The following is a 12,424-nucleotide window of genomic DNA, read 5'->3' on the forward strand; positions in this document are numbered from 1 at the left end:
ATGAAACCGGCGATCCGCCCTTACGACCCGTCCACCGAGTTCTACATCTCCGAGCAATGCCACATCGTCGAGCTGTCCAACAGCGCCGACGATGCCGAGGTGTCGATCGCGCGGGCGCGCGTCGCGCCGGGCGTGACCACGCGCTGGCATCGCCTGCGCGGCACCACCGAGCGCTATGTGATCGCCGAGGGCCACGGGCGCGCCGAGATCGGCGACCTGCCGCCGCAGGAGGTTGGACCGGGCGACGTGGTGCTGATTCCGCCCGACTGCCGCCAACGCATCGCCAACCTGGGCCACGGCGATCTGGTGTTCCTGGCGATCTGTTCGCCGCGCTTCCGGCCCGAGGCCTACGAGGACATCGACGAAGCGCCGCTGCCCTGCAGCTTCGACGATGCCTAGCGTCGCGCGCCGCGCGGCGCGCGGTCGGCCTTGATCGTGAAACGCCCGCTGTCCGCGAACGCGGCCTCGATGGTGCGCGCCAGGCGCGCGCCGTAGCGGCCGTCGGGATCGAGGTCGGGGTCGTAGATGGTCAGCTCCAGTCCCACCGCTTTCGGGCTGGCCAGCAATGGCGCCAGCAAGGCGCGCAGTTGTCCGAAACTCAGGCCGCGCTCGTTGGGCGAATCCACCGCCGGCATCACCCGCGCATCCAGCACGTCGGCGTCGACGTGGATCCAGTAGCCCTGGGTGTCGGCCGCCTCCAGGCGGGCGCGCGCCTCGGCGCCGGCCGCGTGCGCGTCGCGGCGGATGGTGTTGACGCCGAGGGTGTGGATGCCGGATGCGTCGTAGGACTCGGTCGCCGCGAACTCGCTGTCCGCCGGCGTGCGCGATAGGCCCAGCTGGACCACGTCGGACTCGCGCAGATAGGGCGAGCGGCCGTCGATATCGGTCAGCGCCGCCGGCCCGTGCCCGGTCGCCAGGCCCAGGTCCAGGCCGGCGGCGGTGTAGATGCCCCGATAGCGCTTGCGGTCGCGCGCGTAGGAATAGTCGTCGTGCGCATCGACGAAGGCCAGGCCGTAGCGGCCGCGGCGCTTGAGCGCCAGGCTGGAGCCCAGCAGCACGCTGCAGTCGCCGCCCAGCACCAGCACGAACTCGTCGCGGCCCAGCAAGGGTTCCAGGCGGTCGGCCAGCGTGCGCGAGTACGCAGCCAACGCGGTGCCGTTGCGGAAACCGACCGCGTGGTCGGGATCGGGCGAGTACGCGGGCGCGTCGACGCGGCCGCCCTCGCGCGCGCCCAGGCGCGCGACCAGGCCGGTGTCGCGCAGGGCCGCGGCGAGCTTGCGCGCACCCGGTTCGACGCCCGGTGCGGGCGGGCGCAGGCCGAGATTGCTGGGCGCGTCGATGACGACGATGCGGGTCATGGGCGCGGCCTTGGCGGTGGGGTTCGAGGCATCGTCGGCGGAGGCGATGGGCGCGCAGGCGCCGGTGGCCACGCCCATGCTGGCGGCGAGCAGACCGGTTTCGAGGCAGCGGCGCGCGAGGCGCAGATTCCGGCCCATGGCGCATAACTCTTGAAATATGTTTTGACGGTTATATGCGCGCAAGCATAACCTGTCAATATCGCTTAGCAGGTTACGCATGCGCATCGAACACCACGCGTTCAAGCCCGCCGACCTGGTCGCCGGCCACCTCGCGCTCGACCTGGTCAATACGGTCACCGCGCGCGACACGCAGCCGCGCGACTGGCTGGACGACTACGACGCGCTGCTGCGCTGGGCGCGTCAATCCGGCCACTACACGCGCACCGACCTGGCCCAACTGGAAGACCTGAGCCAGGCCGAACCGGCCAAGGCGGCGGCCGCGCTGGGCCGCTGCAAGACCTTGCGCGAAGCCCTGTGCGCGATCCTGTACGCGCTCTCGCAAGATGCCGCGCCTCCCGCCGAGGATCTGGCGGTGCTGGACAAGGCGCGCCTGGCCGCGTCGGCGGCGGCCCGCCTGGTCGCGCGCCAGGGCCGTCTGCAGGCGGAGTGGTCGGTCGAGCGCTCGGGACCGGATCTGATCGCGCACACGGTGGTCGCGCATGCGATCGATCTGCTCAAGGACGCCCAGCTCGACCGCCTGCGCATCTGCGACGGCCACGACTGCGGCTGGGTCTTCATCGACACGTCCAAGAACGGGCGCCGGCGCTGGTGCGACATGGCCACCTGCGGCAACGTGGCCAAGGCGCGCCGGCATCAACAACGCGGCGCGACCGCGCGCTGAACGACGCAAGGCGAAGCGCATGCGCGTCAACGCCGCGCGACGATGCCGGTGCTAGGGTGCGCAGATTCCGGAGTACGCCATGGCCCCGATCCGCACCGCCCTGCTGTCCATCGCGATCCTGATCGGCGTCTGCCCGGCCGCGGCCTTGGCCGCCGACGACATCGACTTCGTGCGCGGCTGTTGGGCCACGCGCGCGACACCGGGCGGCCCGGTCGACGGTTTCCTGCGCCTGCTGCCCGATCGCGAGATCGAAGGCGCGCTTAGCGGCCACGCGATGAGCGCTTACGGCGATCCGCCCGTGTCGCGTCTGGATCTGATGTTCGCGCGCGACGGCAGCACGCTGGGGCTGCGTCGGCCGGTGCCGAACTACCAGGCGCTGGACGCGCGCCTGCTCAGCCACTATGCGCGCGTGCCGCAGGTGGGCGCCGCGCTGCTGAGCGGCCCGGGCCACGTCGCCGCGTATGCGCAGGATGGCGCGAAGGAGTGGATCGTGGTCAAAGCCCGCGACGAGCGTCTATCGATCCAACGCGTCGACGGCAACGGGCGCGTGGTCGAGACCTACTTCGACGGCGAACGCGACGGCTGCGATTGAGCCGCGCGGGCAGCGGATCTATTGCGGCGGCGACGCCAGCTCGCGCGCGTCCAACGAGCCGTCGCGGTTGCGGTCCTGCTTGCGGAAGGTTTCGGCGAGCTGGGCGCGGTGCTGCTCGCGGGTAAGCGCTGTACCGCCGCGACGACCAGGCGGGAACTCATTGGGATCGAGCACGCCGTTGCGGTCCTTGTCCATCGCGTCGAAGCCGTAACTCAGCCAGTCCTGGTACTCGAGCAGCGACACCTTGCCGTCGCCGTCGGTGTCCATGCGCGAGAGGTAGTCGCCGGTGGAACGCACCTGGGCCGCAGCGAAGGCGGGCAGCAGCGCGAGCAGACAGGGCGCGAGGGCTGGAAGCAGCGGACGACGCATGCGCGGGAAACCGGATCGGGATGCTGCGCAGCCTGACCTGCGGGCGCGGCGCAGACAAGTCCGGTAACGCGCAGCGTGGGGCACGATTCAGCCGGCGACGCACCCGTAAGGACGTGCGGCCGGCCCGGGGGCCGGCCGCACGTGGGCGATAACAAGGAATCGCCCGGGGGGAGCTGATCGAATCGCTTACGGCAACACGCAGCAGCCGCCGGTACGGTAGCCGCCGTACTTGCAGCCCGGCTTGGTCGGGCAGCCGGTGTCGGGATCGGTGCCGAACGCCTGTGCGGCACCGAAGCCCAGCGTGCCGACGATCGCGATCGCGAACACGACCGCCTGCAGACGCTTGTTCAGGTTCTTCATCGTTCTCTCCATTGCGATGATCCAACCGCGACATGCCGTTCCGTGGCGCGCAACGCGGTCAGGATGGTGGGCACCTGCTCCTTGGTATCGAGTTTCCCGACATGCGAATAGACGACGCGGCCGTCGCGGTCGACCACGACCAGCAGCGGCACCAGGTTGACTTTGAACAAGGCGCGGATCTTCGGCGTCGACAAGGCGACCGGAAAACCGAAGCCGCGCGCGCGCAGATAAGCGCCCAGGCCGGGCGCGTCCGGGCGCGCAACGCCCAGCATCTGTACCTGCTTGGGATCTAGCCGCTGCAAGCCGCGCGCAAGGTCGAGAATCGCGGGCACCGAGGCCTCGCAAACCGGGCAGCTGGGATCGAAGAAATACAGCACCTGGCGCTCGCCGACGGCACGACCGAGCACGACGGAAGGACCGGAGAGGGTGGTGGCGTCGGCGCTGGGCAGCCAGGTGCCGACCTGCGGCCGGACGCCTTCGTCGATCAGTGCGGCGTAGTCGCGGCGCAGCTGGCGATTCTGCACGCCCAGCACCACGACCAACGCGCAGGCCAGCGCCAAGGCGACATAGGCATAGCTCTCCCTGCGCATACACGCACCTCCCTGTGGCTTACGCCTGCGTATCGCGCGCATGCCGCGCCGATCGCGTCCTGCATCGAAGCTAACACCGCCGACGCGAGCGCCGCAACCGAACGCGTCACAGTGAGACTTCGGTGTGAAGATGCGGCGGCGCGCGGCGCGCAAACAAAAGCCCGCGCATCGCTGCGCGGGCTTCAGGGCGTGCTGCGGCGCGGCAGGATCAGGCGCGCGCGGGCGCCAGTGCGTAACCCTTGAGGCGTGCGGAGAACGCCTCCAGGGCCTGGATGCCGCTGGCCTCGGCCTCGGCGCACCAAGCGTGCAGTTTCTGCAGCGTGGCCTGGGCATCGTGCGAACGATCATCCAACACCTGCGCCAGGCGCTGGCGGAAATCGGCCAGGGTGGCCATGCGCGGACGCTCGGCGACCCAGTTCTGCAGACGCTCGCGCGCGTCGCCGTCGAGCCAGCGGCCGCCGTCGGCCAGGCCCTTGCGCAGCTTGCGCGGCAGCGCGCGCATGCGGTCGCCGGCGTTGCCGGCTTCTTCGCGCAGCGCCGGCAGGGTGACGCTGCGGTAGTAATCGGTCATGGCCTGGAAGCGGATCGCGAGCAGGGCCTTGAGGGTTTCGGCGTCCGGCATGGCGATGTTCGGGCGCACATCCAGCGACGGCGCCACCCGCAGCACCTTGGCCAGGCGCAGCTTTTCCAGACCGCGGATCGCGAACCAGCCGATGTCGAACTCCCACTTGCGCAGGGCGAACTTGGCCGAGCTCGGGAAAGCGTGGTGGTTGTTGTGCAGCTCTTCGCCGCCGATCCAGAAACCCCACGGGGTCAGGTTGGTCGCGGTATCGGCGGTTTCGAAGTTGCGATAGCCCCACCAATGGCCGAGGCCGTTGACCACGCCGGCGGCCCAGAACGGAATCCACAGCATCTGCAGCGCCCAGATCGCCACGCCGGCGAAGCCGAACAGGGCGAAGCTGATCAGCAGCAACAGGGTGGGGCCCTTGGTCGCGTGCGGGGTGTAGAGCTTGCGTTCGATCCAGTCGTCCGGGCAGCCCTTGCCGTACTTCTCGATGTCCTCGCGCTCGCCGCGCGCGGCGCGGTAGAGCTCGACGCCGCGCCACATCACCGTGTCGATGCCCTTGAACTGCGGGCTGTGCGGGTCTTCCTCGGTCTCGCACTTGGCGTGGTGCTTGCGATGGATCGCGGCCCACTCCTTGGTGATCATCGAGGTGGTCAGCCAGGTCCAGAAGCGGAACAGGTGCGCCAACGCCGGATGGAAGTCGACCGAGCGGTGCGCCATCGAGCGGTGCAGGTACAGCGTCACCGACATGATGGTGAGCTGGGTGACCACCAGGAAATAGACGACGAGTTCCCAGAAGCTGGCCTGGATCAGGCCGCCGGCGAGGAAATCGAGCAAGGAAGCGAGCATGGGTGGAACTCCGGGGCGGATCTGAAATCGACGACCGGCCCGCGTGCGGGCCGGAGGAGGAGGTGCCGCGAAGCACGCTCCCGCGCGGGATGATGCCACCCCTACCGTACCGTTCGCGCCGGTACGGGCTGGTTCTGTGATGGGGGTCGCCGGGTCTGGGCGCAAGACGGAAGCGGGCTGCTCGAGGCACCGGTTTCAGTCGGCGTAGGGGCTCGCGGCAGCGCCACCGCCCTTGGCCGCGGGTGGCTGGATGGCGAACGCCCGCCATCTCCGGCCATTAGTGCGTGAACATGCCGCCATTTTTAATTAGCTGCCGCGCCCTTCCGATTCGCCGGCCGGCGACTGCGGCGGCGGGTCGGCGTCGCGCTCGGAGCCGGCCGACGCCGCCAGCGCCGCCTCGATCCGCCGCCGCGCGCGCGCCTGCTGATCGCGGCCGTAGCGGCGCAGCGCCTTGCGGTCGTCCGACGCGAACGGCGAGTCGCGGCCGCAGTGGCCCAGCAACAAAGCCAGGTCCTGGGCCACGCCCAGGCGCTCGGCGATGCGCCGGTCCAGATCGGGGGCGCGCACCGTCAGCCCGGCGGTTTTCAGCGCGCGCCGCTGCTGCGACAGGCGGCGGGCGTGCCGGCGCCAGCGATGCCAGGCCTCGTCATCGCCCCGCTCGCGGGCGCGCACGCCGGCACGATCCATGCGCGCGCGGCTGGCGGCGACCGCCTGCTGCAGCGGCTCGGCCTGCAGCAGCGGCCAATCCAAGGCGGCGGCGCCCGCGCGCAGCACCGCCAGCAGCGCCCGGCGGCCACCGAGCTCGGGGTCGGCGACCAGGGCCTGTCGCGCGTGTTCGGCACGCGCGCTCGCGGCCGCCCGCCGGGCGCGGCGCAGCAGCCGCAGGGCGTCCGGGTCCGGGCTGCGCGCGAGCAGCCGGTCCAGGGTTTCGACCAGGGCATGGGCGTCGCGCAGCGACGACAGGCCGCGATTGAGACGGCGCAGTTCGCGATCGATCAGAGGTCTGCCCGGCCCCAAGGCGGCGCCGCCCAGGGCCAGGACCGCACGCGCGCGGCGCAGGCTCTTGCGCGCCTGATGCACGCCTTCGTGCAGCTGCCCGCCGCGACGCGCGAGCTGGGCCGCGGCGGCGTCGAGCTCGCGCAGCGCGTAGTCCCGCAGCGCGTTCGCGACGGCGGCGCTGTCTGTGGCGGGATCGGGCACGCGAGCTCCGGTGACGACCGCGACGCTGGCGGTCCGCCGCGACGATAGTACGCTTGCGCCATGCCCGAACTGCCCGAAGTCGAAACCACCCGCCGCGGCCTGGCGCCGCACCTGGAAGGCCGCGAAGTGGTCGCCGCGATCCTGCGCCGGCCCGACCTGCGCTGGCCGATCCCGCACGAGATCGAAACCGACCTGCCCGGCCAGCGCATCGCGGCCGTGCGCCGGCGCGCCAAGTACCTGCTGCTGGACACCGCGATCGGCAGCGCCCTGCTGCACCTGGGCATGTCCGGCAGCCTGCGCGTGCTGCCGTCGGACACGCCGGTGCGCGCGCACGACCACGTCGACCTGCTGCTGGATTCCGACCGCGTGCTGCGCTTCAACGACCCGCGCCGGTTCGGCTGCCTGCTCTGGCAGCGCCTGGGCGAGACCCACGAATTGTTGCGCGCGCTCGGCCCGGAACCGCTGTCGGACGACTTCCACGGCGACTATCTGTTCGAGCTCAGCCGCGGCCGCAAGGCGCCGGTGAAGAGCTTCCTCATGGACCAGAGCGTGGTGGTCGGGGTCGGCAACATCTACGTCGCCGAGGCCCTGTTCGCGGCCGGAGTCTCCCCGCTGCGCGCGGCAGGCAAGGTCTCGCGCGAGCGCTACGGCGAACTGGCCGGCGCCATCAAGACCATCCTGGGCTACGCGATCCAGCGCGGCGGCACCACCCTGCGCGACTTCATCAGCCCCGATGGCGCGCCGGGCTACTTCGAACAGGAGCTGGCCGCCTACGGCCGCGGCGGCGAGCCCTGCCCGCGCTGCGGCCGGGCCCTGAAACAGGCCTCGGTGGGCCAGCGCACGACGGTCTGGTGCGGGCACTGCCAGCGTTGACTGGGTACAGCCTTCTAGGCAATTTTGATGCCAACCGGCGAATGCGCCGGCCTAAGATGAACACGTTATAGTCGCGCCTTGCCCCGGGGAACACGATGGCCGAAAGCGCTGACATCACCCTATTGCTGGATGCCGCACGCGAGGGCGACCGGGGGGCGCTCGACCGCGTCCTGGCGACCCTGTACCAGGAACTGCACACCATGGCGCGGCGCCAACTCGCCGGCCAGCACGGGCAGACCCTGGACGCGACCGCCCTGGTGCACGAGGCCTACCTCAAGCTGGTCGGACGCCGCGAGGCCCAGTTCGACGACCGCGCCCATTTCTTCGCCTACGCCGCCTCGGCCATGCGCAGCGTGGTCGTGGACTACGCCCGCCAGCGCCTGGCGCAAAAGCGCGGCGGCGACCTGCACCGGGTCACCGAACTGCCCGACGACGTCGAAGGCGGCCTGCGCCTGGACGAGGAGACGCTGGGCCTGGACACCGCGCTGACCAAGCTGGCCGCGGTCGATCAGCGCCTGGCCCACGTGGTGGAGCTGCGCTACTTCGCCGGGCTGTCGGAACTGGAGATCGCCGCGCTGCTGCAGCGCTCCGAACGCAGCATCCGCCGCGACTGGCAGAAAGCCCGCCTGTTCCTGCTGGCGTCGCTCAAAGACAGCTGAGCATCGCCGCCCGTGGACGCCGAGCGATGGCAACGGCTGTCCCCCCTGCTCGACGCCCTGTTCGAGCTTGAACCGCAGGCGCGCGCGGCGCGCCTGAGCGAACTGCGCGATGAAGACCCGGCGCTCGCCGACGAACTGCAGACCCTGATCGCGCTGGAGGAAGGTCACGAAGACTTCCTGGCCGAGCCCTTGGTCGCACCGCCAGCCGGTGCGCGCGCCGGCAGCACCGTCGGCCCCTACCGTTTGGAAAGCCTGCTCGGCGAAGGCGGCATGGGCCAGGTCTGGCTGGCCTCGCGCGCCGACGGCCTCTATCAACGCCGCGTCGCGCTGAAGTTGCTGCGCCCCGGCTTGGCCGACACCAACCTGCGTATCCGCTTCACCCGCGAACGCCAGATCCTGGCGCGCCTCGCGCATCCGCACATCGCGCGCCTGCTCGACGCCGGCATCAGCACCGACGGCTTGCCGTACCTGGCGCTGGAATACGTCGAAGGCGAGCCGATCACCGACTACTGCCGCAACCAGTCCACGCCCTTGGACAAGCGGCTGCACATGTTCCAGCAGATCTGCGACGCGGTCAGCCACGCCCACGCCAACCTGATCGTGCACCGCGACCTCAAGCCGTCCAACATCATGGTCACGCCGGGCGGCGACGTGCGTCTGCTCGATTTCGGCATCGCCAAACTGCTCGACACCGACGTGCCGATACCGGAGCAGACCCGCACCGGCGTGCGCGCCTTCACCCTGCACTATGCCGCGCCGGAACAGGTGCGCGGCGAGCCGGTCACCACCATGACCGACGTCTACTCGCTGGGCGTGGTGCTGTACGAACTGCTGACCGAGACCAAGCCCTACCGGCTCAAGCGCCAGACCGACGCCGAGTGGGAAGAGGCGATCCTGGCCGCCGATCCGCTGCGCCCCTCGCAGACCGTGTTGCGCAACGCCGAGAGCACCGGCGAGGAAGGCCCGCCGCCGGACAGCGCGGCGCTGCGCCGGCACGCGCGCCAGCTCGCCGGCGATCTCGACAACATCGTCCTCAAGACGCTGTCGAAGCGCCCCGAGCAACGCTATCCCTCGGTCGAAGCGCTGGCGCTGGATCTGCAGCGTTTCGAAGCCGGGCGCCCGGTACAGGCGCGCGCGCAAAGCCTGGGCTATCGCTTCCACAAGTACGTGCAGCGCCATCGCTGGGCGCTGGCCACCGCGACCCTGGTGACCGTGGTGCTGGGCGCGGCGCTGGCAATCGTGGCCTGGCAGGCCCGCCAGGCGGTGCGCGAAGCCAGCCGCGCGCAAGCGATGCAGGATTTCATGGTCGGCCTGTTCGAGAACGCGCGCGGCACGCCCGAAGGCGAGGCCCTGGACCTGCGCGGCCTGCTCGACGCCTCGGTCGCACGCGGCAACCGCGAACTCGCGCGGCAACCGCGCGCGCGCGCCGAACTGCTGGGCGTGGTCGCGCGCCTGCGCACGGGCTTGGGCGACTACAACGAAGCCAAGATCCTGCTGGATCGTCAGGCCAACATCATCGATCTCACCGACGACATCCCCGCCAGCCTGCGCCTGGAATCGCTGACCCAGCGCGGCCAGGTGCTGCGCCTGCTCGGCGAATCGCGCACCTGCATCGAACTGATGCAACCCTGGCTGGACAATGCGCGCCGCGAACAGGCGCAGCTGCCGACGCAGGCCAGCGAGTTCTATTCCCAGCTCGGTCGCTGCCGCCGCATCAACGGCGAGCGTCAGGGCGCGCGCCAGCTGTTCGAACGCTCGCTCGCGCTGCGCCGCGAAGTGCTGCACAACGACGTCGGCGAAGTCGAAAACCTGATGGACCTGGCCGGCCTGCAGGCCGATGTCGGCGAGACCCGCGCCGCACTGGAAGCTTTCGAGCGCGCTCGCACCCAACTGCGCCATAGCGGCGGCGAAAAACATCCGCTGCTGGTCGAGATCGGTTGGAACATCGCCGCGCGCCAACGCGACCTGGGCATGACCGATGCCTCAGAACGCGAAGCCGCCAACGCGCTGGCGATCGCGCTGGAGGTCAACGGCAGCCAGCACCCGACCACCTTGGCCGCGCGCCGCCAGCTGGCCGCGATCCACGTCGACCAGGGCCGCTTCGCCCTGGCCGAAGACGAATTCCGCGAGATCCGCGACCTGCTGACCTCGCGCCTGGGCGCCGATCACACCGACCTCAGCGCCACCTATAACAGCCTGGGCGTAATCGCCTGGGAACGCGGCCGATTGCCCGAAGCGGTGCACGCCCTGCGCCGCGCGATCGAGATCGCGCGCAAACACGGCGACACCGGCCGCCTGGCCGGCACCTTGTTCAACCTGGCGATGGTGCTGCACGAACAGGGCCGCGATCGCGAAGCCCTGGCCCTGCTGCTGGAATCGCGCCGCCTGCGCGACGCACGCTACGGCGTCGACCATCCCCTGCTCGGCGACACCGACCGCCTCGAAGGCGAAGTGCGACTGTCCCTGGGCGAACGCGACCGCGGCATGGCCCTGCTGGGCGAAGCCGTGCGCCAGACCCGCAGCGGCTATGGCAGCGCGCATTCGCACACCCGCCGCGCCGAACTCAGCCTGGCCTACGTCCAGGCCCTGGCCGGCGACGCCAACGCGCTCGCGCAACTGGATGCGCTATCGGCGCTGCCGAACTCGGACGCCGAGCTACGCAAGATCGGCTGGCTGGCCCAGGCCTACGCCTCACGCGTGCGCTGCATCGGCCCGGCTCGCGCACAGGCGCGCGAACGCCTCGACGTGCTGCATCGCACCTTGGCGACGCAACGGCCGGATGGAAGCACGATCGGGCGGGAGATCGATGGGATTCGGGCGAATTGCGGGGGCTAGTCGGCGCGTCATGCCACGGAATGCGTGCGGCTTGCGATTGAAAACTGTCTGATCCGAGTTCGCGCTGGCGTTTGGCTAGAGCCTGAGCACGGTCTGCTCCTCTTCCCGGCTGGTCCCGAGACTAAGGCGCGGCCGCCAGTCAGAACTGCACTCTGACCCCTATTCCGCACTCCAATCGCTAAGTCCGAACAAACATCTCGATGTCGTCGATGGCGTCTGCAATCCTTGCCGCGATTTCCGGCTCCGATGCACGGGCACTTAAGGCCGCCAATACTTTCTCTTTGTCGAGCACATTGCGAATACGCGCAACATGCCCCAAGCAAGTAGCTGCGACGCCACTAATCTGAGGATCACTGTCCGCAAGATAACTTAAGCAAGTTTCTTGGACCCAGCGCCAATCCTCATCGTAGAAAGAGATAGACACCAGCGCTCGGCAAACTCGACTAGCATCTTGGGAAGCTAGCGCCTCAGCAACTTCGCGCCTAGAAATCGATGCGACCTCATCGTATTTATTCATCATCTCTATCCCGCTCCACCCAGAACGCTTCCGCGCCTATCCACCATGCCGGCTTGGCTCAATGCATTTGCCTATCCGTATGAAGCTGACCCCATGGACGGACATGGACATGGACATGGAAGGTTCCCGGCACATAACTGAACTCTTAGCCCAGCTCGTTCTTATTGTTGAGGTAGCTTTGGATGGCACTGCCGACATTCTAGACATTGGCCAGCTGGCTCTTGGCGTCGTACCAGTAGTTGTGATCGCGCACGCACGGATGGCTGACGCTGCGCAGGTTGTTGATCAGGTCGTAGGCTTAGCCGTGGCAGCTTCTGACTCGGCAGCCAGCTTTCGCGTTAATAATCCGGGTAGCTTGAAGGAATGATGTTGACCTCGACCCTTCTGTTCAGGCTTCTGCCCTCCTCTGTCTCATTGCTACCGATTGGCATTGCAGAACCATGCCCCTTAGGCGCTTTCAAATTCGCTCTCGGCACCCCATGAGCTACTAGCCATTCGTACACGACTTGAGCACGGCGCAGCGATAGCTCGTCGCATTCAGCCCCTAAACACTCTGCGTTATCAGTAAAGCCCAACACTTCAGCGTGAAGCATCGGAGCTTCCTTGAACGCATTTACGTCTGTTTGCAGGCGTTTTACTTGATCGGCTGCGGGCTCCATCGCTGCATGTTCGAAGCTCTCTCCCACATTAGGATGGCCACTCCTAAACTTCACTCCGCTCAGCTCAGCGGAAGCCAATACCGGCCTATCGGTAGATAGCGCACAACTAGTGCTGCTCAGCAGTAGCAGGCCAAGAAGATACAAGGGCAGACCACGT

14 protein-coding genes are annotated in these 12,424 nt (G+C 68.9%); 7 read left to right on the top strand and 7 right to left on the bottom strand.

Annotated features, from left to right (window positions below):
- Entirely contained in the window at positions 1 to 399 is a 399-nt protein-coding gene (locus ASE35_RS15385; RefSeq protein ID WP_057164401.1) for a cupin domain-containing protein, read from the top strand.
- Here ASE35_RS15385 and ASE35_RS15390 read toward each other — a convergent pair.
- Positions 396 to 1,496 carry an arginase family protein gene (locus tag ASE35_RS15390; RefSeq protein ID WP_200957042.1) on the bottom strand — a complete coding sequence of 367 codons (1,101 nt, stop codon included), beginning with the start codon at positions 1,494 to 1,496 and terminating at the stop codon, positions 396 to 398. The two genes, ASE35_RS15385 and ASE35_RS15390, sit on opposite strands and share 4 nt — an antisense overlap.
- 79 nt (positions 1,497 to 1,575) lie before the next feature.
- Here ASE35_RS15390 and ASE35_RS15395 point away from each other — a divergent pair, with 79 nt between their 5' ends.
- Entirely contained in the window at positions 1,576 to 2,199 is a 624-nt protein-coding gene (locus ASE35_RS15395; RefSeq protein ID WP_057164402.1) for a CGNR zinc finger domain-containing protein, read from the top strand.
- A gap of 79 nt (positions 2,200 to 2,278) precedes the next feature.
- Positions 2,279 to 2,791: a hypothetical protein gene (locus ASE35_RS15400; protein ID WP_057164403.1), complete on the top strand. Its 513-nt coding sequence runs from the start codon at positions 2,279 to 2,281 to the stop codon at positions 2,789 to 2,791.
- An 18-nt stretch (positions 2,792 to 2,809) separates the two neighbouring features.
- On the opposite strand, the gene ASE35_RS15405 is transcribed toward ASE35_RS15400, so the two are convergent.
- The 5 genes from ASE35_RS15405 to ASE35_RS15420 form a co-directional block, all read right to left on the bottom strand.
- Complete coding sequence (locus ASE35_RS15405; RefSeq protein ID WP_057164404.1) at positions 2,810 to 3,160, bottom strand: EF-hand domain-containing protein; 351 nt, start codon at positions 3,158 to 3,160, stop codon at positions 2,810 to 2,812.
- Positions 3,161 to 3,346: 186 nt separating this feature from the next.
- On the bottom strand, positions 3,347 to 3,520 hold the full coding sequence (locus ASE35_RS21285; protein ID WP_157489505.1) for a hypothetical protein: 174 nt from the start codon (positions 3,518 to 3,520) through the stop codon (positions 3,347 to 3,349).
- Positions 3,517 to 4,110, bottom strand: a complete 594-nt coding sequence (locus ASE35_RS21550) for a redoxin family protein (RefSeq protein WP_057160079.1) — start codon at positions 4,108 to 4,110, stop codon at positions 3,517 to 3,519. The genes ASE35_RS21285 and ASE35_RS21550 overlap by 4 nt, the downstream gene beginning before the upstream one ends.
- 208 nt (positions 4,111 to 4,318) lie before the next feature.
- Positions 4,319 to 5,524, bottom strand: a complete 1,206-nt coding sequence (locus ASE35_RS15415) for a fatty acid desaturase (protein WP_056177678.1) — start codon at positions 5,522 to 5,524, stop codon at positions 4,319 to 4,321.
- A gap of 306 nt (positions 5,525 to 5,830) precedes the next feature.
- Complete coding sequence (locus ASE35_RS15420; RefSeq protein ID WP_057164405.1) at positions 5,831 to 6,724, bottom strand: CHAD domain-containing protein; 894 nt, start codon at positions 6,722 to 6,724, stop codon at positions 5,831 to 5,833.
- Positions 6,725 to 6,784: 60 nt separating this feature from the next.
- On the opposite strand from ASE35_RS15420, the gene mutM reads away from it, so the two are divergent.
- The 3 genes from mutM to ASE35_RS15435 all read left to right on the top strand — a co-directional run bounded on the left by mutM (position 6,785) and on the right by ASE35_RS15435 (position 11,091).
- Positions 6,785 to 7,597, top strand: a complete 813-nt coding sequence (gene mutM, locus ASE35_RS15425; RefSeq protein ID WP_057164406.1) for a bifunctional DNA-formamidopyrimidine glycosylase/DNA-(apurinic or apyrimidinic site) lyase — start codon at positions 6,785 to 6,787, stop codon at positions 7,595 to 7,597.
- Between the two features lie 95 nt (positions 7,598 to 7,692).
- Positions 7,693 to 8,256 (top strand): ECF-type sigma factor, encoded by a 564-nt coding sequence (locus tag ASE35_RS15430; protein WP_056177672.1) that lies wholly within the window; start codon positions 7,693 to 7,695, stop codon positions 8,254 to 8,256.
- A gap of 12 nt (positions 8,257 to 8,268) precedes the next feature.
- Positions 8,269 to 11,091: a serine/threonine-protein kinase gene (locus tag ASE35_RS15435; RefSeq protein ID WP_057164407.1), complete on the top strand. Its 2,823-nt coding sequence runs from the start codon at positions 8,269 to 8,271 to the stop codon at positions 11,089 to 11,091.
- Positions 11,092 to 11,269: 178 nt separating this feature from the next.
- On the opposite strand, the gene ASE35_RS21295 is transcribed toward ASE35_RS15435, so the two are convergent.
- The gene (locus ASE35_RS21295; RefSeq protein ID WP_157489508.1) at positions 11,270 to 11,608 is read right to left on the bottom strand and encodes a hypothetical protein; all 339 of its coding nucleotides are present in this window, start codon (positions 11,606 to 11,608) and stop codon (positions 11,270 to 11,272) included.
- 109 nt (positions 11,609 to 11,717) lie between these two features.
- On the opposite strand from ASE35_RS21295, the gene ASE35_RS21300 reads away from it, so the two are divergent.
- A complete protein-coding gene (locus ASE35_RS21300; RefSeq protein ID WP_235570085.1) occupies positions 11,718 to 11,975 on the top strand; it encodes a hypothetical protein in 258 nt (85 codons plus the stop codon).
- Positions 11,976 to 12,424 lie beyond the last annotated feature (449 nt).

This window comes from Lysobacter sp. Root916 (assembly GCF_001429785.1).
In the GTDB taxonomy this organism is placed as follows: Bacteria; Pseudomonadota; Gammaproteobacteria; order Xanthomonadales; family Xanthomonadaceae; genus Lysobacter.